The sequence below is a fragment of the Bifidobacterium apicola genome (assembly GCF_042846865.1).
Classification (GTDB): Bacteria; Actinomycetota; Actinomycetes; order Actinomycetales; family Bifidobacteriaceae; genus Bombiscardovia; species Bombiscardovia apicola.
The window spans coordinates 1283304-1307590 of sequence record NZ_BAAFQQ010000001.1 but is presented as its reverse complement, the minus strand read 5'-3'; the positions used below and the strand labels follow the sequence as shown (position 1 = coordinate 1307590).

At 53.5% G+C, this 24287-nt stretch carries 16 protein-coding genes; 7 read left to right on the top strand and 9 right to left on the bottom strand.

What is annotated here, in order from left to right; translation table 11 throughout:
* The first annotated feature begins 95 nt into the window (after window positions 1–95).
* Window positions 96–1727, top strand: coding sequence for a DUF262 domain-containing protein (locus ACGG9J_RS05290; protein WP_390134271.1), 1632 nt, complete (start codon window positions 96–98; stop codon window positions 1725–1727).
* A 72-nt stretch (window positions 1728–1799) separates the two neighbouring features.
* Window positions 1800–2681: a PIN-like domain-containing protein gene (locus ACGG9J_RS05285; protein ID WP_390134269.1), complete on the top strand. Its 882-nt coding sequence runs from the start codon at window positions 1800–1802 to the stop codon at window positions 2679–2681.
* Window positions 2682–3689: 1008 nt separating this feature from the next.
* Here the strand turns inward: ACGG9J_RS05285 and ACGG9J_RS05280 are convergent.
* Window positions 3690–4052, bottom strand: coding sequence for a hypothetical protein (locus ACGG9J_RS05280; protein ID WP_390134266.1), 363 nt, complete (start codon window positions 4050–4052; stop codon window positions 3690–3692).
* 949 nt (window positions 4053–5001) lie between these two features.
* Between ACGG9J_RS05280 and ACGG9J_RS05275 the strand changes: the two genes are divergently transcribed.
* A complete protein-coding gene (locus tag ACGG9J_RS05275; protein WP_390134264.1) occupies window positions 5002–6183 on the top strand; it encodes an AbiH family protein in 1182 nt (393 codons plus the stop codon).
* A gap of 392 nt (window positions 6184–6575) precedes the next feature.
* Here ACGG9J_RS05275 and ACGG9J_RS05270 read toward each other — a convergent pair whose 3' ends face one another.
* The 3 genes from ACGG9J_RS05270 to ACGG9J_RS05260 form a co-directional block, all read right to left on the bottom strand.
* Window positions 6576–10412 carry an AAA domain-containing protein gene (locus ACGG9J_RS05270; RefSeq protein ID WP_390134262.1) on the bottom strand — a complete coding sequence of 1279 codons (3837 nt, stop codon included), beginning with the start codon at window positions 10410–10412 and terminating at the stop codon, window positions 6576–6578.
* A 124-nt stretch (window positions 10413–10536) separates the two neighbouring features.
* Window positions 10537–13575, bottom strand: coding sequence for a cation-translocating P-type ATPase (locus tag ACGG9J_RS05265; RefSeq protein WP_408069111.1), 3039 nt, complete (start codon window positions 13573–13575; stop codon window positions 10537–10539).
* Window positions 13576–14025: 450 nt separating this feature from the next.
* Window positions 14026–14412, bottom strand: a complete 387-nt coding sequence (locus ACGG9J_RS05260) for a hypothetical protein (protein ID WP_155804679.1) — start codon at window positions 14410–14412, stop codon at window positions 14026–14028.
* Window positions 14413–14487: 75 nt separating this feature from the next.
* On the opposite strand from ACGG9J_RS05260, the gene ACGG9J_RS05255 reads away from it, so the two are divergent.
* From ACGG9J_RS05255 to ACGG9J_RS05240, 4 genes are all read left to right on the top strand, one after another.
* Window positions 14488–15189 carry an ABC transporter ATP-binding protein gene (locus ACGG9J_RS05255; protein WP_024627009.1) on the top strand — a complete coding sequence of 234 codons (702 nt, stop codon included), beginning with the start codon at window positions 14488–14490 and terminating at the stop codon, window positions 15187–15189.
* Window positions 15186–16616, top strand: a complete 1431-nt coding sequence (locus ACGG9J_RS05250) for an ABC transporter permease (protein WP_024627010.1) — start codon at window positions 15186–15188, stop codon at window positions 16614–16616. The genes ACGG9J_RS05255 and ACGG9J_RS05250 overlap by 4 nt, the downstream gene beginning before the upstream one ends.
* 433 nt (window positions 16617–17049) lie before the next feature.
* Window positions 17050–17343, top strand: coding sequence for an ABC transporter transmembrane domain-containing protein (locus ACGG9J_RS05245; RefSeq protein WP_024627011.1), 294 nt, complete (start codon window positions 17050–17052; stop codon window positions 17341–17343).
* A gap of 397 nt (window positions 17344–17740) precedes the next feature.
* Window positions 17741–18037 (top strand): ATP-binding cassette domain-containing protein, encoded by a 297-nt coding sequence (locus ACGG9J_RS05240; protein ID WP_198217313.1) that lies wholly within the window; start codon window positions 17741–17743, stop codon window positions 18035–18037.
* 1429 nt (window positions 18038–19466) lie between these two features.
* Here the strand turns inward: ACGG9J_RS05240 and ACGG9J_RS05235 are convergent.
* From ACGG9J_RS05235 to ACGG9J_RS05215, 5 genes are all read right to left on the bottom strand, one after another.
* Window positions 19467–20975, bottom strand: coding sequence for a HAMP domain-containing sensor histidine kinase (locus ACGG9J_RS05235; RefSeq protein ID WP_024627014.1), 1509 nt, complete (start codon window positions 20973–20975; stop codon window positions 19467–19469).
* Window positions 20963–21694, bottom strand: coding sequence for a response regulator transcription factor (locus tag ACGG9J_RS05230; protein ID WP_121914935.1), 732 nt, complete (start codon window positions 21692–21694; stop codon window positions 20963–20965). Before ACGG9J_RS05230 ends, ACGG9J_RS05235 begins: the two co-directional genes overlap by 13 nt.
* A gap of 118 nt (window positions 21695–21812) precedes the next feature.
* A complete protein-coding gene (locus ACGG9J_RS05225) occupies window positions 21813–22637 on the bottom strand; it encodes an ABC transporter permease (protein WP_121914934.1) in 825 nt (274 codons plus the stop codon).
* A 1-nt stretch (window position 22638) separates the two neighbouring features.
* The gene (locus tag ACGG9J_RS05220) at window positions 22639–23475 is read right to left on the bottom strand and encodes a lantibiotic immunity ABC transporter MutE/EpiE family permease subunit (RefSeq protein WP_121914933.1); all 837 of its coding nucleotides are present in this window, start codon (window positions 23473–23475) and stop codon (window positions 22639–22641) included.
* Window positions 23472–24167, bottom strand: coding sequence for a lantibiotic protection ABC transporter ATP-binding protein (locus tag ACGG9J_RS05215; RefSeq protein WP_267443953.1), 696 nt, complete (start codon window positions 24165–24167; stop codon window positions 23472–23474). The genes ACGG9J_RS05220 and ACGG9J_RS05215 overlap by 4 nt, the downstream gene beginning before the upstream one ends.
* Window positions 24168–24287 lie beyond the last annotated feature (120 nt).

Here is a 24287-nt window from a genome sequence, read left to right as displayed (position 1 = left end):
ATTGTGATCGTAAGAGTCTAATTGGAAGCAATGGCCCTTTCCGGCATCGGGAACCGTTCTCACTTAAGTAAGATCATGAGGTGTATGATGTTGGTATGGGAAAACCATTAACAGCCACTTCCAACACTATGAGTTCTTTGATAAGTGGGAACCATTTCGCCATTCCTATATATCAAAGAAACTACAGCTGGGGCGATGATGAGGTAACCGATTTTTTTTCAGATCTCTCCGACTCAGTTGATCAGGACTACTACTTTCTGGGCCTTTTTATTTTGACAGGAGATCAACCCAAAGAAGTGGTTGATGGCCAACAGCGATTACTAACAGTGACGTTACTTGCCGCTGCTCTCTATCATGATGCGGTGAAATTTGGTAGAGACGCACTAGCAGAACGTATCAAATCGACATTCTTGACATATATTGACTATGACACTGATGAAGAAAGACCGAGAATCTCTCTCTCTGACAGCACTGATAACAGAACTCTACAAGAGATTTTGGGGAAACCGGCAACAGACATTGCGCTTCCTGCTAAAGGAAGGGACGCAGAGGACTCTATATCAAGAAATCTCGTAAAGGCTTATAAAAAATTAAGCACGTTACTGGATCAGAATCTGAAGGACGATCCTTTTAAAAGGCTCGGCATCTGGGCAAATTTTCTGACTGATCATCTCTATATTGCACAATTCACACATCCAGATAGCGCATCGGCTTTTCGCGTTTTTGAAATAGTCAACAATCGAGGAAAAGATTTAACTACCGCCGATCTGTTGAAGAGTTATGTGCTGAGTGACGCGGAAACAAGCCAGATGCAAGAAACATACGATCAATGGCAAAAAATAGCGAAATCTTTCAGAGATCCTTCGACTTTCGTCCAATTTATAAGACATGTGGTTACGGTTCGTAGGGGCTATGTGTTACCGAGAGATCTTTTTGATGCATTAACAGGCCGTCTTAAGAAGTTTAAACCCATCGAGTCTTCGGAACTTATGAAAATCATGAGTCACGATTTACGGTATTACCTACAGATGGAGGATCCTTCAACAGCTGGACCCGCAAATGACTACCAAGCATCAATATATACAATTTTAAACCGGTTAAATGTCACATCGATACGACCGATACTTCTTGCACTTACGAATACGAAAAATCCCGATGCGGGAGCATCGAGTCTATTACGGCTCGTCGTAAGAAGAATTAGCGTTGGCAGTCTGGGAACTGGTAACGTGGAACGACGTTTCAGCGAAGCCGCTAAAAAAATTTTTTTGGAACACAGCTGGGAAGCAGCGTTTGACGATCTGAGCGATCTAGTGCCTTCAAGAGAACAGTTCTGCGAGCAAGTACTATCACGTACCCTTGGGAAAAACATTCTACAAGTTCTTGAAGCCTCAGCGATACAAGGGAAAATTAATCCTGATCTTACTGATAGTTTTATCCAGTACGTGATTACCAAAGATGGTGACTGGGGAATAACGAATCCAAGTGAAGTGAATTACTGGAGTGCCACTATTGGGAATGCGGTATTAACAAATATCCTAAGAAGACCTAGCAACAGCGACAACTGGGACGGATTTAAACAAGAAATATTAGGAAAAATGATTAGCGAACATGATCGGGATTACTTTGCAAATTTAGAAAATTGGAGTACTAAAAAACTCGAGCAGCGAGGAAAAACGCTGACAGAGACAGTAGCCTCTATCTGGTATGACAAAGAGATTGGCGAGTGAGATTCGATGGCATTGTCGGGAATGTGCCACTGGCTGTATCCATCTGGTATGACAAAGAGATTGGCGAGTGAGATGGCAGCAGATAAAACAAATACTGAAGTGAACTGCCAACCGTCATCTACTATGAATGACCTATCTGATAAGGTTCAGACAGTTTTTAAAGTACTAGATCGAAGAGAGAAACTTGCTGCCTTACCCAAGCTTGAAGAAGCCTTGGCTTCTCTTAATAGCAAGAATAGTATTAATGCTCAAGTAGATAGAGACTCAACAGTTTTCGGGTTCGATACCAATGCAGTAATTAAAATCAGCAGCCTAAGCCGAGGTAAAAGTGATAACATTATTGACTTCATAAAAACACTACCTAAGCATCATATTATAATTCCGGGTCAGGTCGCCCAAGAGACATGGAATGTCATAACTAGAGATCATCACAATTCCAAAATCGGCCAGATCATAACAATGCAAAAAACTGATGTCCAAAGTATCCGGACGCTACTGGGAGACGTTAAAGCTGATAGGACTTTTGATTTATTGCAAGAATTGCGAGCAATATATCAAGAGTATCAGCCTCAGAATGATTCAGACAGTTTGAGATCCTTAACATCAACCATCACCAATCTTAAAGCCGTTGCAATCTGCCCCTTCGTGCCAAGAGCTCAGTTCTTGCAATTGGCTGAAGTAAGGCAAAAAACAAACACACCCCCAGGTTTTCGCGACTCTGGTGATAACCATGGTGACTATTTCGTCTGGGCAGATTTCTTATTAGGCGTATGCATGTTAAACAAACCAAATATCACCAACATTGTCTTAGTCACGGATGACACAAAAAGTGATTGGAGTATTCGTGGTGTCACTCATCCCATGTTGAGCGCAGAAATCGATGCTTTATGTGGGAAAAAATTCCAACTTTGGGGTGTGCAAGATTTTTCACGTTATGTAGAATTGAACATTTAATTGAGTAATTAGCCACGAGGGGAATCCTATGATCGAGTTCAGTATTGTAGATTGACAATCAGCTCCAATAATGTCTTGAAGACATTCAATTGATTTCGTTCGGCATGAACGAGCAGTCTTAGTCAAAACGTTTGCCTTAATCTACATCTTTTTGTTACCTTTCGCGCTGTCATATCACACCGCCACGGACGGTGTTCACAGCTCGTACTCATTCAACACGAATACTGAGCTACTCCACCGCTTCAGATAACATCACTTCCAGGGCATGGGAACGAGCAGTTTTCCACCGAACCGCACAGAAACAACCTGGCTGCATATTACCCAGAACCACTCGATGCTTAATCGCATTGACTGTCGAACAGTGCGCACTGTAAGGGTACACCATGGGTTGAGCGCTGCGGATATTTTCTTAAAGACCAGATGAAAGTATGTAATGAAGTGGTCAAATCAAATTGCGCTTGTTTTCCAGTATTTTTATGCGGTGATTCACACGCACTCTATCAAGAAGATTGCGTCTGAGTTTTGTTCCTCACATTGTTGCTATCGTTGTGACTGCCTTCCGAAGTCTAGTTCGTTATACGGTAAACGACAATTTCGATATGCGTTGTATGAAGAATCTCCGCGACGCAATCTTCTGTTGTTTATTGTCTAGTCAGCGATCAGCGTGGTCACGATGCTCATTTCTAGTTCAGGCCTCCATTGGGCTCTTCATCGACATCTCCCTGTCCGTTAGGTCAAACGAATAAGCGGATTAAACTGGTACACTACAAGACTACCTATCTGCCTGGGAAAGTGATCTTTGATACGAATCAACTTGCCATACCCAGAGCGCAAGGTTTCTAGTGAACCGAATTAACGATTATCAGGCTGGACCCTTCTGATTATTAGATTGCGATCTGGAATGGCAATGCAACATTAAATATGCTCGCCAATCCGTATCGGGTTCTGCCGCCCGTCTTTTACAAGACGTTACAAATTCATTTTCTCGTTCAACGATCTCTTTATCTATCAGTTTCCGTATGACAATGGGTCGCCGTCCAACGCCCATATTGGATGGGGATCTAGCAATTGGTCATAAGTCAGAGCTATCCGCTGGTAAGTACTGTCACATTTTCTGATGACCAATGAGATGAGTGATATTTCATTGACATCATGGACATATTGACAGAAGGCAACCCCATTCCAAGGCGATTTCAAAACCCCACTAAGAATATCCAATTTCTGAATTTCATTCTCATTTAAACCTTTAGCCGTTCGTTCCACCTCTATTGAGACGAACTCCCCCATCCCAGTGAGCCTGATTAGGTCAGCTTCACCAATTTCGTTACCATCGTCTGTTTTGAAAACACTCATTCCAGGATGCATTCCCATGAGTTAGCCTTTCGACTCAGCTTCAAATATCCAGTGGAAGAACCGGGCAGCAAGAAAGTGTCCTACAGCATCCACCTTGTAGACGCGTCTGGACTGTCTCGCTGAACCTGTACTGGAACTTGGCTACGGGCTCATCCCCGAATGGGAAGTCAATAGTTTTTCGAACAGCCACGACAGATGATTGGCGGGACGAAACTTGTAATTAGAATCCACTGTTTTGCGCTGCATTCACGGCATTGGATCCGGAATCCTTTTAGGACGACACTCGCCTTTCTGCCTAGGCCAGCCAACAGCCAACATTTCGTAGCCTTGTCGCTGTTACCGAACACCTTTTTAAAATCTGGAACGTCTTCACTGGTAGCTCATCTATTGAAATGCCAGCATATTCACCCGGATCAACCTCTTGCCCTTCTCGCCGTGCGCGTTCCCGATACCAGTTGAAAACCTGCTGTGCAGCCATTGATTCCAGTAATCGAAGCAATGGAACAGGGCATAGCATACCCAAATCATTGAGATCTCCTAAACCATATTCTTCAGGGTTGTCGACATAGACTTACATGCGGAAAAGCAGATCAGATTGAAGGAATGCGCCAGGCTAGCGCTCCGAGAGATTACATACTCCGTTACGCCTCTACTCACTGATTCTTATCAAAAGCCTCTTTTAGCCACTTACGTTACCGGGCGTACAGCTCTTTTCAGCTCTTCGGAAACCGGTTTAAGCAGAAGCTTAGCACGGTGCACAGAACCCGCACCTCCTCATATTGCTCATAGCGACTTCTGCGGACTCAAGCATGTTATGGATCCGCGACGGTCTGCTCATGTGGGCATTGCAAAATTCGACTCTGCGTAAATGCAGATGAAACTGAATTAACGAGTTTATTTCACACGGCTTATCGGAAGATTATTATGCATATTTAGATATCTTGATGGCTAGGTAGGGAGTGAGGTCATGTCGGTTCCCGATCAATTGCTTATTCTCGGCAACGGTTTTGATCTTCAATGCGAGTTGGCTTCGACATTTACGGATTTTGAGGAGCCGCGCAAATATATGATTAATACGTTCATAAAGAAATACACACATTGCGAGGACATGGCAGGCATGCCTCTATCGCTTTATGACGATGAAGAGCGACCAGGTAAATCTCTGGCTGCTGATTTGCAGGCTGGGGGAATCACTGCTTGGGATTTTATTCTTATTGCAGACGAACAGGTACGAACCTGGTATGACGTAGAAGCCTGTATCAGAGACTGGCTCATGGGCTACGCCGAGGGCCATCAGTCTTCTAGCGAGAATCAGCTGCAAACAATGGAAAATCAGTACTCACAATATAGACGAGTGACAACCCGTGAAGTATCGCCCGGAGACTACGAGGGAATCGCAGCTTTGGGCAACTTTATTAATGATTCAGTTTTTGAACAACTGTCGGTAGACAGACAAGTCGCTAAACTGCTTCTCAAATGGTATAATTGCGATGCTGATGATAATTCAGTCATGAAAGCAATGATGCAGGAACTCCATCGCCTGGAGGCAGCCTTCTCAAGTTATATGAAAAATGTAGCAGAGAGCAATGAAAATTACCGTAGCCGTGCCTGTCTTCTGCTAGAGCAACTCATGAACGATCAGCTAAACGATTATAATTCTTTGCTGACCGATAACACGTACAAAATAGGCGGGGACATCATTTTCGGCATCGACAACCACAACGTCGACACGGATGACTCCAATTATCAAGGTCTTGTCAAGTTTACCAAAACCTATAGGCTCATGGCACTGGGCAAAGGTAGCAAGACCAAACTAGTCCATCCCCGTGTAAGCGGGCAACCAGGCAGTGAAACCAGCATCATCAAGTTCTTCGGCCATTCCCTTGGTGACCCCGATTACTCATACTTCCAAGCCATCTTCGATGAAGTTAACCTGTACGGAAGCGATACCCGACTGGTCTTCTACTACAACCAAAACCGCTCGAATAAGAACACCGCAGAAGAGAACGCCCAGGAAGAGATGTTCGAGAAGGTCAACCGCCTTATCACCACATATGGACAGACCCTGGACAACAAGGATCACGGCCGTAACCTCATGCACAAGCTTCTCCTGGAAAACAGGCTGCAGGTCGTCCAAGGCCCCGTCTGACAGAGATGCCACTTTCTGAAGTAATTCCACGTGACAGTCAGGATGCAACCCCAGCCTGACTATGTACTCTTCATGACCTAGCACCATGCATATTATGACCCAGTCGACACTGAACTTGGCTACACTCATTTCTTAGCAATAGCAGCCTTGGAACCATACAGCTGATTGATCATAGCCACACTGCTTCAAAGGATTTGGCAGATCGCCATCCCATCAACACCTTCCTGATGCCTTCTAACAAGAGTATGTATAATCAGCCAGAGCGTAAGGCGAAGTGCCCAACAATTAGACTCCGATCTATTTTTAAATCTACAACATAGGTAATTGGTTTTACAGACCAGGGATGAAGTGCTGTCATTAAAGGAATTCTGTTCGCACCTTTCCTGATTCGATCAGGCTCTCATACTCGCCTCCACCGGTAGGTCCTTGGCGATCCTGGACGTATAGGTTCCATTCTTCCAATCAGCAAGGTTGCCGACCACATAGACACGGCGCTTGGCTCGCGACACGGCGACGTTGAGCAGATTGGGCGAACCATTAACCCATGAACGAGAGCCTTCTCCACGCTTGCCGGCTCTGCTGCCGAGGACTATGAAAACCACATCGGCTTCCCGCCCTTGGGAAGTGTGGACGGTTCCGGCCTGGCTTGATGCCAGCCGGTTCGCTTCGCTGCGGTTGCAACCAGTGCATTGCCGCAAGGCATCCGCGAAGGTGTCACGCACCTGGTTGGCCACAGCCCTGAACGGAGCGATGACCAGAATATTGGTGGGGTCAATCCCGCCCCGGAAGAGCCCGCACAGACGCCTGTGAAGCTCGTAGCCTTCCTGCGGCCTCCATTGCGTTCTACTGGTTTCGCCCGAATTCGGCGGCACATCGTACCAGCAGGAGTCCGGCAGCTCATCGCCCGCATGCGGACCGGACGGATAGGCACAGGGCTGATGCTCCGGCCCTACGCGAACCATCCTACCGGAGTAGGCCATATCGTTGCATATAGAGAACATGGGTTCATCGCAGCGCCGATGCACCACCAGAGGCATCCCCAGCCAGTGGTCATCCGTCTCGTCCAAAAGGCCGCAAGGAGTCTGGTAATCGACCAAGGCCTGCATGTTTTCGGATTCCAGTCCCAGGCGCTGTAGGTGATGGGTGCTCGCCAGGAGTTCTCGCATTGGCTTGGGCATGGTATCCACGGGTTGGAGCTGCATCGGGTCTCCGACTGCAACCGCATGTTTCACGCGTTGCAACAGACCAGCAGCAGCCTGGGGCAGGGCCTGTCCGGCCTCATCCACAATCGCCCAGCCGAGCGCCTCCTTGCCTATCCCCGAAAACATTCTGGATATTGATGCAAAGGACGAGGAGACGACTGGGATCACCAAGAAGAAAGTCTGCCAAGCCACCAGCCTCTCGTCATCCGTAAAACCATTCGACTGCATCACAGCGCAAGCCAGGGAAAGATTGCACATGAATTGCTGGGCAGCACCCATAACGGCCTGCTGGTGAAGAGCCAGCGCCTTGATGTAGACCTCCGTCCGCGCCTTGCTCCATTCCTGGTCCATCCATGCAACATGGTCATCGCCAATGTCGGGCCTGGGCCACTGAATCTGCTCGGCTTCAGCAATCTGCTGTTCAAGGGCAGCAAGTTGCTTGTTCAAAGTCGCAATCTGTGTTTGGCATTCCCCTAACTTCCGATCACCGACTTCCAACCCTCCATAGAAGGATTGCAACCGCTGATGGACCCTGCCGGCCTGCTCGTTAAAATGCTGCTTTGCACGACGCGCCTGCTCCAGATCAGTACGTACCTTAAGCTCATCCTGCTGCCTTTCGTAGCTATGGAAAAACGACCTTAGAGGATGCGCCTTCCAGTAAGACAAATGAACCCGACAAATGCCATCAGCCTGCTCCCAAACAGCTCGCGCATTATTGGCAGCCTGGCCAGCATCCGACATCTGCCGCTCCATTGATTGAACCTGTTCGACATACCTTGAGCGGCTTGCCTTCATGCCATGAAGTTGTTCGTTGAGGGTCTTCAGCTCGGCTGACAGATCGGATCGATGATTGCACAAGTCTGAGTAAGAACGCATAAGGTTGTACTGGGCAATTTTCCTGGCGCGAATGCTCTCTTCCTTCTTCAGAGCAGCATTAAAGTCGTTCCGGGCCTTTGCCCAATTGGTCCTGCTGCCTCTTTCACCTGGCATGTATTTCAATGATTTATAGATAAACTCATTTTTGAAGGGCCACAGGAATCGGTTTTTATTGCTCATGTTTCCCAAGACAGCCGATATAAGAGCCCAAGCGGATGAGGCATTTGAAGAACCGCTCTCATTATCCTGACCCCTGCGACCGGTAATTTGCCCGGCAAAGTCTCGAAAAGCGAATCCACAGGGAACCTGTTTGAATTCACTGTCAATATAGGTTTCCCACTCGGTGTCTATAGCATCGGCACTGGGCAGATCCTGGCTGACGTTTTCAACAGCCTTGTTGTTACTGGAAGCAACGACAATCTCAAAACCGGTCACCGACGGATCAAGCGTCCAGTAGACATAGTCCTTGTCCTCGTCTGAAGTTGCTCTGGCCAGCCTCCGGGATGTGAAAATATCCTGGGGGCGGGAGAATCCTGCCAACCGCCGAGCCCTGGCCACAATAATCTCGGCCACCACATCCTTGAGCAGGGTGGTCTTGCCAGTTCCAGGAGGGCCATTGACACCTAGCAGTGATGAGCTGCCATATCCTTCCAAGGCCGCCCGTATTTGATTGATGGCCAGTTGCTGACCAGTTGACTGAAATTGATTGGAAGCACTCGGCCATCGCCCGAATGGCATGCTGGCAGGTTCTGTAAAATCACCGACCAAGTGCCCTTCAGGGTCCTTCTGCAGATTGAACCGTCGAGGATGACCAATCGATAGATATTGCCTGACCGGTTCGGAAAATATTTCAGTCCCATTTTGATAAAGGTCTTCAAGATCTTCTAGGAAGAAGGAATCCATCATTTCGCCATTCAATGATTCTGAGCTGGCTTCCAGATGGCAATTGACATAATCCCTGATCAGTGGTGAGCCGTCAGCGCGAGCGAAAAGAGGAGATCTACTCACCGCGCGGTCATCCAGTCCCATCCGATCCGCTACATGTTCAATGAGGCTTTCGATCTCATATCTGCCGACCGGACCTGCCTTGTACATCGGTCGGCCTGCTTCGTCCCCAGGGTCTTCCCCAGCCAGACGATTGAATTCGGATTTGAGTTTCCTTTCCGTATCGTCAAATACTTCGATATGCGGCCACCCAGCCGGGCAATCAGGCCAGCCTTCATGATTGAACAGGCAGGAAACCGCCTTGGCATATTGAGAGAGCGTCAACGATCTTGGGGCCAGACAGCCATCATCCCCTACGCAGAACTCCATAAGGGAAGCCACGGTAGAAGGACCGCCGGCGCGCCTGTTCTGCCGATGCGCTAACTCCTGCAACACCTCGTCCTGAGCAGTCTCCTCGGCTGGCGAGAGCTCTCGAACAAGCTTGGCGGCCTTCAACAGCGCATTCGTGACTACACGCTGGGAGAGCCCGACTGCTATTCGAAAACGTTCATGCTTAAGCCACCGATTTTGTCGTCCCACCGCTTCTTGCTGCTCCGAATCCTCGTCAGGTTTCACTGCCTGGTGGACGGGGCGACGCGCAAATCGGCGGTCATAGTCCTTGCGGTAAACAGCACAAGCTGAGCCAGGCCGATTGGCCGTTGCTGACAGCTTTCCCGCCACCTGCAGCAGGCGCGAAACCATGGAATCCGTCAGTTCAGTACCTGCCGGCAGAGGATCGGGCTGCTTAGCCACCTCTAGCCATAACTGGCTCATCTCCCCAAGTAGACCGGTTATAGTCTGTTCGTCGAGTCCGGATCTGACCGCCTGCGCCCGCAGCCAGTTCTCAGTATCTTCTGCAAACGAGAAAGGTTTGGTCAGCCGGGCGTTCATGTCTGTCTGCAATCGGTATATTTTCCTGCTCTGCAGGTCGTTATAGAGGTTTGTATAGGAACGATGCTCATTGTCAACCGGCCCGATGAGAAGATCAGCATGAATGTCATTCCATGGAAGTCGCTCCTGCTCAGAAATGCTTACCCTTTGGTCGTCGCTGCGGGGGGAGGATAAAGCAATGAGCTGGTTATCCCTCCAATTTTGCGGCGAGAACAGTTCAACCGCGCACCAATACGACAAAACATCCATTGCATGCCGTTGCTCATCGTTCCCCATATTTGCCAGTATGCGGATAAGCGGGGACAGATGCAGGAACAGGTTCGAGCCACAGATGAGGCCATAGGAGGCAATCCCGATGCGGTAATGTCCAGACCAATCACCGCATCAGGAAGAAGCCAGGTTATGCCCGCAGCCGTCTGACCGCCCAGTTGAACAGTTTGCGCAGCTCCGAGGCCACTAAGACCAGGGAGGCCAGGGCGATGCACTCCAGCCAGGCCTGGGGCTGGAGGGGGACGGTGCCGAAGGCCTCGCCCAGGAAGGGCACGTAGATCACCAGGAGCTGCAGCAGGATGGAGACGCCGATGGCGCCCCAGAGCCAGGGGTTGCCGAAGAGCCCCTGGAAGGCCGACTTGCGGGAGGAGCGGGAGGCCAGCGCGTTGAACAGCTGGGCGAAGACCAGGATCGTGAAGCCCATGGTCCGCGCCTCACGCATCTGCGCCTCATGGCCGATCGCCTGGACCGACCTGTCAGTGAAGAGACCGCCACTCAAATGCATGTCCATGCCAATCAGGGTCACCAGGGCCATGACCAGGCCGATATAGACGATGTCGACCCACATGTTCCGGTCAATCACCCGGTCGTCGATGGACCGGGGCGGACGGCCCATCAGATCGTCGCTCTGCGGGTCCACTCCCATGGCCAGGGCGGGAGCCGCATCGGTCAGAAGGTTGATCCAGAGCAGCTGAGTGGCCAGGAGCGGCACGGTCACGCCCGCCACGCCGGGCTGCGATATGCCCAGAAGACCCGCAAAGACCACGCCCCCGAAGACCGTGAAAACCTCGCCCATGTTGGAGCTGAGCAGGTAGCGCAGGAACTTGCGGATGTTGTCGAATATGCCCCGGCCCTCTCGTACAGCCTGGACGATGGTGGCGAAATTGTCGTCCGCCAGAATCATCTTGGCCGACTCCTTGGTGACCTCGGTCCCGGTGATGCCCATGGCCACGCCGATGTCCGCAGCCTTTACAGCGGGGGCGTCGTTGACGCCGTCGCCGGTCATGGCCACGACCTTGCCCTGGTCCTGAAGCGATTCGACGATCTTCAGCTTGTGCTCGGGGGCCACGCGAGCGTAGACGGAGACCTTGGAGGTGGTCTCCCGAAGCTGGTCCGCGTCCATGGCATCCAGCTGCTCGCCGGTGCAGGCGGGGCCGCCGGGCTCGGTGATGCCCAGGTCACCCGCGATCCTGGCCGCAGTGAATGGATGGTCGCCAGTGATCATGATCGTTCTGATGCCGGCACTGTGAGCCTGAGCCACAGCCTGGCGTACCTCAGTCCGAGGCGGATCGATGATGCCGACCATGCCCGCCCAGATCAAATCGCTTTCCAAATGGGCGCTCTCCTGGAATACCTTGTCCGCAGACAGGAGAACTGCGGAAGCACGCTGAGTCTCCTTAGACAAACGGTCCGTCTGGCCTGTCCCAATCGTGCTTGACGGCCTCTCCCCCTCGTCATCTTCGGTCAGGGACGACAGTTCCTGACCGGATACAGGCCGGAAAGCCTGTCCCAGAGTCCTGTAGGCATCGCCGGACAGATGGCTGACTTGGGCGAGTATCCTCTCCCGGTCAGCGCTAGTCATAGGCCTGACCTGGCTGTCTTCGAGAATCCGGTCGCACCGGCCGAGCAGCACATCGGGAGCACCCTTGCAGAAGAGGCGCGATTGCCCTTCGCTGCCGTCACGCGGAGCGGCCAGGACCGACATGAGCTTGCGCTCGGACGTGAAAGGAATCTCAGCCAGACGACGGTAGCCGTCAGCCTTGGCATCAGCGCCGACTTTGCGAGCGGCGACAATCAGAGAGACCTCCGTGGGATCGCCGACGCTCTGCCAGTGACCCTGCCCGGATCCAGACTGGGTCTGGGAATCAGGTTCGGCCTCGACCGGCTGCCAATGCAGGTCTCCGTCGTTGGCGATGGCCCCGACCATCAGGGTCTCTTCCACTGCCTCAGCCAGAGATGAACCAATGGTATCTGTCAGTTGTTGATCATCTGACCCACTGGCCTCGACCGGCTGCATGGTTCCCTCCGGAGCGTACCCGGTGCCAGTGAGCCTGACCTGCCCCGAGGGGACGACCACCCGTTCAACGGTCATTTCATTGCGTGTAAGAGTCCCTGTCTTGTCGGAGCAGATGACTGATGCCGATCCCAGGGTCTCCACCGAGCTGAGCTTCTTGACGATGGCATGATGCTTGGCCATGCGCTGCACGCCCAGGGCGAGAACCACAGTCAGGATGGCCGTCAGCCCCTCCGGCACAGCAGCTACGGCCAGGGATACGGCCATGAGCAGGGAATCAATCAGATCCTGGGTTGTCTGAAAGCCTTCCATCAGGGCCAAAGCAGCCAAAACCAGGGCGGCAATCAAGCAGACGGCCAGTCCGAGGAGCTTGGAGACGCGGGCCATCTCCTTCTGTAGGGGCGTGGGTTCCTCCTGGGTATCAGCCAGCATGTCGGCGATCTTCCCGACCTGGGTGTCCATACCAGTAGAGGTGACGATCATGCGCCCGTTCCCCTGGGTCACTGCGGTGCCGTTGAAGACCATGTTGGTTCTGTCACCCAGAGCCTTGGGCTGGTCAAGCCGACCGGGCCGCTTGCCCACCGGCAGCGACTCGCCGGTCAGCGATGCCTCGGCCACGCGCAGACCCGCGGCCTGGAACAGTCTTCCGTCGGCGCCGACCGAATCGCCTTCAGCCAGGACTACTACATCACCAGGCACGATCCTGCTGGTCTCCAGGCTGACCACCCGGCCGCCTCGCAGCACCGAGGCGTGCGGGGCCGTCATGCTCGCCAGAGCATCCACAGCCCGCTCGGCCTTAGCCTCCTGAGCGTACCCCAGGGCGGCATTAAGGATGAGGATGATCATGATGACGATGGCATCAAAGGGCAGGGGCTCCCCGCCTCCTGATGCCGGATGTGAGCGTTCCACCACCCAGGCCACCAACGAAATGGCCGTGGCTGCCAGAAGCAGATAGACCAAGGGGTCCTTGAACTGTTGAAGGAATTTCCTCCATGCAGGAACGGGAGGCGCTCCAGCCAGCTCATTAGGACCGAACCTGTCCAGCCGACGCGCCGCCTCGGCCTCATCCAGGCCCCGGTCGGGGTCCACATTCAGGGCAAGGGCAACCTGATCGACACCTACTATAGAAGGGTCCTTGAGGACGGGGCCATTCACTCTGCGCCTCTGCTCATGGCCCTGCCCTGCAGTCGGGATCACGCCGGTATCTGTCGATTGCTCATGCTTGGGATCGCTGGTCAACCCAGTCATGCCACTCTCCTGCTTATGCCACGGAGTAGTCAACGCTTCAGAGGCCCGTTGGAAGAAATCAGAGGCGGCCAGACCAAAACGCTGCGTGGATGCTTGCCAAGTTGAACCAATAATATACATAAACACGGCCGAAGTCGTCAAGGCCTTTGCTTCAGTATGCATTCTCAGGCCTGTCTCATGACAGAGACGGTATCTTTGCTGCACTTAACTTGGCAGCGCCCTAGTTGCCGAATCCCCCCCCCAAAAATACTAGATCTTCATTAGAAAAGCTTTAATCAATTTGGGCTCATCTGGCATAAAAACCCTTATCTGCCCTGAGAATCCTATTTAAGACCCTCTTGTGATTATTCGACAGGCTCAGCTGGCGTTATCTGAGCAGTAAATAGTCTTATAGGCCAACCATGGTAGTTCTTGCCAGCCGTCTGCCCTAACGATCCTTTCAGTGGAGACACCATTGGAAATAGCACTAAACACGAGAAAGAGAGGAGAGAGACGGACAAAATGCACAACATTATCGATCTGCAGAATAGTAATATCGCCATGAATGATGAAGCCGCTCATCATAGCGGCGTCAGCATATTTGCATGCCACGGCGGTGGGCATGATAATATCTGGAGTTGATGGACCTGCAGCTAATCCACAAAAATATGCCACTGCGATGACGTATTCACCAAAATGGCATGGGCTGTCATTTTTGCCTTGATGATGGCAAGGACAACAGTCATGTAAGTCTATGGGTGCCATCCTTGTATGGCATCCATAGCATTATTCTGATGAAGATTTATAAGTCGCGAGAACGGCGATGATGGGAGAACGGTGATGAGTGGTGCTTCAGTGAGTTCAAATGGATTGACGATGACGGTGACTCCGAGGAAGGATGATTCGATCACCATCCTCGACCATGTCGACTTCCATGCTGAGCCCGGAAGAATCACGGGGATTGTCGGCCCCTCAGGCAGCGGAAAGTCCACCTTGCTGTACTGCCTTTCGGGATTGGAACGTGCGACATCCGGAAGCATCTCCCTTCTAGGGCATGACATCACGCATATGCGAGCGTCCGCGCTCACTCGGTTTCGGCGTCGGCATCTGGGATTCGTGTTTCAGTCCTACAACCTGATCACGAGCATGACGGTGGAGGAGAACCTCGCGCTGCCATTCACCCTGCGCGGCCGTCGACTCCCCAAGCAAAAAGCGGATGAGATGTTGCGGTACTTCGGATTGGCAAACGAGAAAAAAAGGAGCGTGACGATGCTCTCAGGCGGAGAGCAGCAACGTGTCGCGCTTGCACGAGTGCTACTCTCCGATGCAGATATCATTTTCGCCGACGAGCCGACTGGAGCCTTGGATCAGGAATCTGGCGCCAAGGTCATGCAGGTGTTCAAAAGTCTGGCTATGGATGCGGGCAGGACCGTAGTAATAGTGACCCACAGTGGAGAGGTAGCCGGACAGTGCGACCAGATCGTTGAGGTCCGTGATGGCCACGTGCTGAACGCCGATGCGGAGAGCGGGGCCGGTATATGAGGGGCGCACTCTCTGATCTGAAAGCAGCCCCGGCCGTATGGGCAGGCGTATGGCTGTCACTAATCGTTTCCCAGACCGCTGTGTGCACTATTGTCGCCGCGCGCAGGGCTATTGATGCCGCTTACCACGGACCGGATGCCGGGCTAGGCGCCAACCTTTCCGGCCCAGCAATGCTGTTCAGCGTGGTCATAGCCGTGTTCGTAATGCTGTGGGTCGTGACCGCCGCTCTGAACCAGCGTCGGCACCAACTAGCATTGCTGGTCCTTCAAGGCGCCACGCCTTGGCAGCTGCTCTTCGGGAATCTGGCTATCATCATCGTCCTATTCATCTTGGCAGCAGTAGCGTCATCCCTCCTGACGCCGCTGGCAGCACCATATCTGTTCGACCTCCTGGCCAGAGCATTCGAGCTGAAACTGACGTATCAAGCAACCCAGCTGCTGGCATCCATCGGCACTGGGTTGGCCATTGCCGGAGTCGCCGTCCTTGCAGGCACAGTGCTGACCGTGCGCACACTATCCAAGATCAGGCCGATAGAGGCGCTTCGGCAGTCACAAAACCCGCCGAGACAAGTGAACGCATTCCGTGTTCTGCTAGGCGCATCGTTGCTCGTGGGAGCGATATGCGCGCTCATCATCCCGGGGACAGCTACACGCAAGATAGACTCTGGCGAGCTCGCCACGCACATTTCCGGCAGGAATCCCATAGAGTCCAGAGTGACAGGATTCATTGGGTTCTCCATGGGAGGCATGTTCCTCCTGATCTTCGCATTGGCTGTTCTGGCTCCCTATGTCATGCACTGGTTCACCAAAGGATGGACGCATCTTCTCCCCCTGCCATTCAGCACCTGGAAACTCGCTAGGCAGCAGGCCGTTGGGAGGATCCAACGACAGAACGCGACCATCATTCCCATGACGGCCGGCTTGTCGTTGCTCATGACTTTCTCTGGTGTGTTGCATACGCTGACCGACAGCCTCAAGAATTTCGCCAGTAACGGCCATTCCATGAACGTGAACCCACACATGCTGACGAACCTGATGGCCATGCTCGGCCCTGCGCTCATCATCGCTTTGGTGGGCGCAATCTCCGGACTGATGATCACCGCACGAGGGCGACGCCTGGATCTGGCGCTGACATACGTATCCGGTGCCAGTACCGGACAGTTGCGCATTTTGGGAGCCCTCGATGGTCTCATTTCGATGGTCACCTCGGTGCTGCTCGCCTTCGTCATCACACTGCTCAGCACCTGCGGCACCGCCTTCATGCTGCAACGATATCTGGGAAGCGCAAAGATAAGCGTTCAATGGGGATATTGGGCGGTCATCGCACTCCTCGCTATTGTCGTAGGCGCCCTCGTCACAGGCGTGCAGGCGCTGTGCGCGCGTTCCGAGGATTCTGTGAGGGTCATATCACGTGCAGTCGGTGAGTAACCACCCCCAACAAAGGACGAAAATGTCGCCACACAAGCGGAATAGTAATGAGAAAACCGCATCTTTGATAGACGTGCCCCGCCTTTTGAAATCCATAAGGGTGTTTTATTCACGGTTAGTCTGCTAAGTATAGCGAGCGCCCTCTTAAATCTGGCTCAGCCACAGCTTGTCAATGTCATTCTTGGACGCGTGCAGCATAACATGCGATCCGCAGTGCCCCTCTAATAGCGTTGGCAGGAGTGTTTCTGTCCGGCGCAGCAATCACTTCTTTTGACGCTTACCTGCTGTTGAACGATATGAGACGGTCTCTAGTAATGCATATTCTGCATTTGCCGTTCAAAGATCTGGACCAGTCGCATACAGGCAACGTAATTTCTATTATTTCATCTGATACAAATGAACTGAAGCGATTGCTGACCGATAATTGCCAGAAGTGTTTGGCACTTTACTGGTGTTCATAGGCGCGTGTGTGGGAATGGTCATAATCAGTCCCGTCATGTTCGTTATCTCTCTTTCGACCTGTCTTGTTACTGTCGGTTTACTGGTAGTCTTATCCGGAAAATTACGAGACTGCTCCAGAGGGGCTCAAACGGCCATAGGAGATATGACGTCTGCAGCCACTGATGCTTTGATGAGTTTGAAAAGGATCAGGGTTTTCGACGCCACGGAGCGTGAGACCAATAAAATCGGCGAGAAGCCAGGCAAGCGTGCACATCCGGTCGTCTAATTTCAAAGAAGCAGTCACTGATATGGCCATCAGGAATGGCCTTAATGCAGTTGTGCCTGATGGTTGTATCGGGAATCGGCGCTTTCCAAGTGGCCAAAGGAGTGATGACTGTTCAGCAACTGGTAACTTTTCTATGTACCTAGAAATGATGCCCACGCCTATGGCGACACTTTCTTCGACATATAGCAGACTGTTCAGAGCGTTGGGCGCGAACTCCAGCATTCAAGCGATAATGAGAATGCCGACCGAAGATGCGACATCAGCATGAGCAGTATCCAGTAGGGTCCAAAGGAAGGTCACCAACTCCGATCAGATTGACATCGATCTTGACCATGCTGATATTCCGTATGATGACGCACGGAACAATCGTGGCGGGCTCCAACTGAATGAAGCGGGTGTGCATATGAAAGGCGGCGTCGTCTACGCGATAGTCGGACCATCCGAAGCGGGCAAATCAACCATGCTGGCCCTTATAAAGGTATTCTATAAGCCAAATCATGGCCATGTTCTCTTTAATGGCATTGATATTTCAACTCTCAGCTCCTCTTATGTACGTTCTCTGATCGGCTATGTAGAACAAGATGCCCCCATATATTCCGGTTCTTCCAGAACGAATTTGGCGATGAACAAGAACGGCGTATCCGATGAAGGCTGCTGGAATGCCTTAAATAAGGTGAACCTCACGCCAAAGTGAGAGACACCTTCGATGGATTGGATACCCCAGTAGGCAACGCGGTGTATTGCTGAGTAGCGGTGAACGCTATCGCTTGGCCCTGGCAAGGCTGTTGTCCATAAGGCGGCCGATCATGCTGCTTGACGAAACAACGTACCATTTAGACGCTAAAAACGAGGAGCTCGTCGCACAAGTCATTCATGCCAATTCCCCGGAGCAGACAATAGTCATGGCGGCACAGAGAATACAATCAATCGCTTCGTCAAATAGAATCATGGTTTTGGCCAATAGAACTATCAATGGTTTCCTTTGGAAAATATTGTCTGCCAATCCTACTCTCCTATATGTATTGCTGTTAATAAACTTGATACCAATGTGAATAATTTGGCTATATATAAATATGCGCGGAAAATACGATCCACCGGCAGCAAGGTTCTCACCTCAACAAAGGAACAGACGATTCAAACTATCGTCTTGCCCTCTAAAGATATCTTTAATGACATTTATTGGCTGCTTGGTTTCCAGCATGATATGCAGTCATTACTAGACTGACCACGGGATATCTAGCAGTAAAGTTTAGCTGGGAGTACAGCACGTGAACCTTACACAGGGCACGCGGGAATAAATCTTGGAATTGCTCATTGTCAAGACATGACCCTCGCTGTTCCGCACAGTCAATCAGCTATCTGTTTTTTGATGACTATATGATCACGACGATGTTGATCGCCTACGGGCTTAAGGAGCCGGACCGGGCATCAGACCGCTGGTTAATAGCCTAAACGAGTGGGCGTGGGCTGATACATGACGTACGCTCTGAGCTTCTCATACCAGATAGGATGATACAAAAAGAAAGAAGAGGATACGGCACCTATATTCCATGTCGGCCGTGCGTTTTGAACCGTATTACGGTATTTTCATGCCAGGCCCTGACGACGATCTCGAGGCTCCTCCGGTCATCTCAAATAGTTTCAATTTCATACAGCTGCGTAGGCGTCATACGGGCATCGGCATCTCCGATCGGGTATGACTGCCTGCGCTGATGCCTGCTGTCTTGCAGTAGACAGGCCTCTTCGCCTATGTGTCTGCCGTTGATGCAAGCCGAAACCACCGTTTTGCCGTCGATCAGGCTTTCGCTATAGAATATGTTTGACCTCGGGATTCATTTCTTTTTCCCTGTGCTATTATCGCCTACTCCAGCGACAGATCGCTCTGTTCAGCGTCATCTGATTTTTACATGCAGATCCCTACAGATTGATACTTTCTGTTATCTGTAACATACAGATCTGCCAAAGAATGGTGAACTTTAGTAATCAATTACTAAAGCGATTGCTAAACAATTGATGTTTTCATAATTATTGGCCCACGATTAACACTATTTGCTAATCTTTACCACTGTGCAATTCTTAACTGGACACCGAGTTTGCTGTGACCGGTATCAGCTCCGCTGAATTCACTGCACTGGCAAAAATACAGTGACTGCTGCGCCATCGCCACTGGCTGCATTGGCGAGGATTAGGCGGCCTCCTGCACTTTCCACAGTCGACCGCGCTGCAGCCAGGCCGATGCCATGGTGACCGCTGGAGCCGTGCCGACTGCTGTCAGCCTGATAGAGCCATTCCGTGGCATGGGCCAGAGCCCGGCTGCTGAAACCTGGACCCCGGTCACGCACCGTCACCACTAAGGCTCGCCCGCCCTCCTGACCACCCTCCAGCCTCCAGGTCAGCGTCACCAAGCCATGGTCCGGCGAGTAGTCGGCCGCGTTGGCGATGATGTTCATGATCGCTCGGGTAAGGTCAGCCGCGTCACCGGAAACCTGACCGGTGTCGGAACCTAGACGGTCATCCCGCTCAAGCCGCAGACTCCGGGCATTCAGGTAGCCTTGGGCCTGGTTGTTGACCGCATCTTTCAAAGCAACCGCCATGACCCCGGATCGCCCTGAAGCCGTGCCCACGGAACCCTGGCTGATGGCTTGCGCATAGTCAGCCATCTCACGGATGGCATCCTCGATGGAGTCCAGGTAGGACTGCTGCTCCCGGCTGAGCCCGGTCTCCCCCAGCAGGTCTGCATTGCCTCGCATGATGGTCAGCGGCGTCTTCAGGTCGTGTGCCAGGGCCGCCACCTGCCGACGCTGGGACTCCTGGGCCATCCAGGTCTTCTCCAGGGATTCCTTCAACGTGGCGCGCATCCTATCGAAGGACCCCAGCACCCGGTTGATCTCCAGCACGTTGCTGCGGGGCAGGGATGCGTCAAGATCCTGCCGCCCTATGTCGTCAGCCACCTGGTTGAAAACCTTGAGCTTGGACGATATGACATGGGCCGCCCGCAACCCGATCAGCAGGAGGGTGATCAGCAGGACCGCCCCGCAAGACACCAGCAGAAGATTCTGGGGATTGGGATAGCGGTCCCGGGCCTGCCTCGATACCCACTGCGGCTGGATCCGATAGGCCAGGACGCATGGCCGCCCATCGGCTGTGGCATAGACGAGGTAGGTCGCATTCGGCCTTGCACGAGTGGCGAGAGGCCGTCCCGTCTTCTTCTCCCGCTCTTCCGATGGCATGGATGCCCTGTGCTCCCAGTGGTCGGCCGCCAGCTGGTCGGCTTCGCTGGCCATGCCGCCCTTCATATCTCCCCCCGTGGGATGCACCTGATGGTCATAGGTTCGGTACCAGTAAGCAGCGGGAATCATGGATTCGTCAATAGCAGTCGAACGGCCGATGGAGTGCCCCACCTCCTCCAGATGCTGTTCGCCATAGTTGGCCCAGAAGAAGTCACCCCTGGTCCCCAGGTTTATCCAGACCATATACATACCGGCGAACAGCAGAGCCAGAATCAGCAGCACGTAGAGAAAGTATCTGATGATCAGCAGAACGATGGGCATTCCCTTGCGGCTTGGCCGGCCCTTGCCGTCGGGGTTCTGCTCCCCCGGCGCTTCGGGCACGCCGTCGGTCAGGCCGCCCATTGGTAACCCACCGACCAGATGGTCCTGATGGGGTCCACCCCCAGGGCCTTGAGCTTGCGCCGGGCATTGCTCAGATGGACTCTGACCGCAGCCGTGGCATCGCTGTCCGTATCCTCAGCGGCCGGGTCATCCTCAGCGGCCAAGCAGGCCTCCCATATCTGCATGGGCGCGTAGGCCCGCCCTGGATGTTCGGCCAGCAGTGCGCATATGCGGTATTCCGCATCCGTCAGATTGGCGTTGCGCCCGTCCACCCTGATCTGCCGCGCCTGAAGATCCATGTCCAAGGAGCCGAAACGCAGGAGCGGACGCCCACGCCGACTGCCCTGGGACAGCCTCGCCCTGACCTTGGCTCGGAGCTCGGCAATGCCGAAAGGCTTGCGTATGTAATCGTCAGCCCCCAGGCCATAGGCCAGGACCGCGCTGTCCTCGTCGGTCTTGGCCGTCAGGAAGATAATCGGGCAGGACACCCGTTCCCTGATGGAGGTCAACAGAGCGAAGCCGTCCAAGTGAGGCATCATGACATCGCAGAGGATCAGGTCGACCGAGGACAGGTCCATCCTCACGACCTCCCGGGAATCGTTGACCGCAGTCACGGCATAGCCGTCCTTGGACAGAGCGGCCATCAGCAGGGTGGTGATCCTGGGATCGTCGTCCACCACCAGGATGGATGCCCTATGCCTATCGTCCCCTGGGGAACCTTCGGCGTGCACGTCAGCCACGATTGGCTCCTTTTCTGCGCTTGCCGACTCGGCCCAGCCACTTTTGAGAATGAACGCCTTGTGGGCCGGGATTCTTGCAAGCCTGATTTCTTGCGGACCGGATGCCCTGCGACCCAGTCTAATCGCTGACCTTGCGACGATCCTCGAACCTGCCGATCCAGAGCAGGAGGGCCAAGCCCAGGGTCAGGGTGAAGACCAGACAGGGAATCAGATTATCCAGAGCCGTCACGCCGATTGAAGCACGCAGACCCTCACCTCCCGGCATGGTCAAGGCCAGTACCTGCTCGATTCCTAGGGAGCCGAACCTGGTAGGCCAAGTGAATGGTATCCACCGGGTGATTCCGGGGGTGCTGCCAACACCTGACAGGGTATGGCTGTACAGACCATTGAAGAGGCCGCCAAGGGAACTGATGGATATTCCGGTGCCGAGGACCCCAATAGCGATAGTCGTGTTTCTACCGAAGCGCAGGGCCAGGGCCATGGAGAAAAGGTAGAGGCAGAGGGAACCACCGGCCATGCCCAGGGTGGCGAGCGCTAGGGCCGAGATTGGCGCATCCAGTCCGCCGACCATAGCCATGGGCAGGCAAAAAGCCAGAGCCGCCAGGGCCAGAGCCAGCAGGCCCAGAAGCCAAAGCACCAGGATCTTGGCTGCCAGACCCAGTCGGCGGCTGGGAACCCCCAGAAGGTTGGCCATGTCGCCGGCCTCCCGCTCGGTTTCGATGTTCATGGCAACGACAATGGCGACCATCAGGGGCATGAGGGCACCCAAGACCTGAAAGAAGGCATCAGTCTCCAGACCAGGATCATAGGGGGCTGCGGCGAAGTAAGCGCCGCAGGCGAGCCCGGCCGCCAGGCCACAGATGACATGGATAGCGATAAGCACCGATCCGTGCAACCGTACGATTTCCGAGGCCACAACCCGGCCGACTGTCATCCTAGTCATGTCAGTTGGTCTCCTTCCGCGAGAACCAGATTCCCGTCAGGACGGACAGGAGCAGGAACCAGACCAGACAGGCCACCAAGGCCGTCAGGCTCTGCCCACCGAAGACAGACAAGGCAGCCTTGATCGGGCTGTTGTCTTCGGTCTCCAAGGGCACGCCATCAGGCATGACCTTCATGAAGGGCACCGGCAGGTTGATCATGGCGGCGGGCGGCAGGAAGGGCCATAGCCGTTGGTTTCCCCAGAAGGTGATCGAGACCAGCAGGTCCGCCATGTAAGGCAGGCCGAACCCAATCAGAACGCCGAACCGGGCGGTCAGCGCCAATCCCGCCGGTATCATCCAGGAACAGGCCAAGACCAGCATCAGGGCGCTGACTACGAAGTCGACTACAGACGGTCCCCCGACCCCGGAGACGGCGACCATGAGCGCCGAAAGACCCAGAGCCAGCAGGGTGGCGATGCCGATCAGAAGCAGGCAGTAGACGATCTTGGCCCACCAGACCAGAACAGGCGCGGCAGGCAGAGCCAGAGTGGTCCTCCACCGCTGCTTCCCGTCGATGTTGGCCACGGCAACGCTTATCAGAGCAGTCATGGCTGGGAGGAGCAGGACATACCAGTAGTTGACCCAGGAGGGCATCCAGACATGCAGCCCGAACGCGAAGCAAGCCACGATGACAATGAGCACCAGAGGGAAAGCCAAGGCCATCCGCCTGGGCGCGGCCGACCGGCCCTTCATGATCTCCGCTGCCAGGATCCTGCCAAAGGGGATGCCGTTGCCCCTGGTTCTGACTCTTTCAGCCGTATCCTGCTGGACGAATTGGTTGGCATTCATGTTGCTCATCGTGACCTCCTGAGCACGTCCATGAACAGCCCCTCCAGGTCCTCCCCGGCGTGCAGCTCATTCTCGTAGGCCAGGCGACCGTCCGCGATGATGCCGATATGATCCGCCAGGATCGACACCTCGGAGAGGATATGGCTTGAGACGATCACGCTCATCCCCTGCTGCGGGAAGCTGCGGATCATTCCCCTCAGCTCCTCGATGCCCAGCGGATCCAGCCCGTTGGTGGGCTCGTCCAGGATCAGCAGACGAGGTTTGGTCAGAATGGCGTTGGCTATCCCCAGGCGCTGCTTCATGCCTAGTGAGAACTGCCCAGCTTTCTTGGAGCCTGTGTCGCTCAGTCCGGCAATGGAGAGCGCCTGGTCGATCCGCTCATCAGGCAGGCCAAACAGGGTTGTGCGCACCTTGAGGTTCTGACGGGCCGTCAGATTGGGGTAGATGGGCGGCTGCTCGATCAGGGCGCCAATGTCGTAGAGGTCCCGGCGCGACCAGGGATGTCCGTCAAGAATCATGGATCCGCCAGTGGGGTGCAGCATGCCTGTGACCATCTTCAAGGTAGTGGATTTACCAGCCCCATTTGGCCCCAAGAGCCCGTAGACTCCGCCCTCGGGGACATGCAGGGACACCTGATCGACGGCCCGCTGTCCGTGGCCGAAGACCTTGGTCAGCCCCTCGGTCCGCAATATGTAACGCATGGTCAGCTCCTATTCATTTCCGTGTGGCAGGAGCCAGACTAAAGACCGAAAATAAGGAAAGATAAAGAAACGAGCAGAGCCCTTCTGCTGCCAAGGAAGGCATCGTGAAAGACGAAGTCC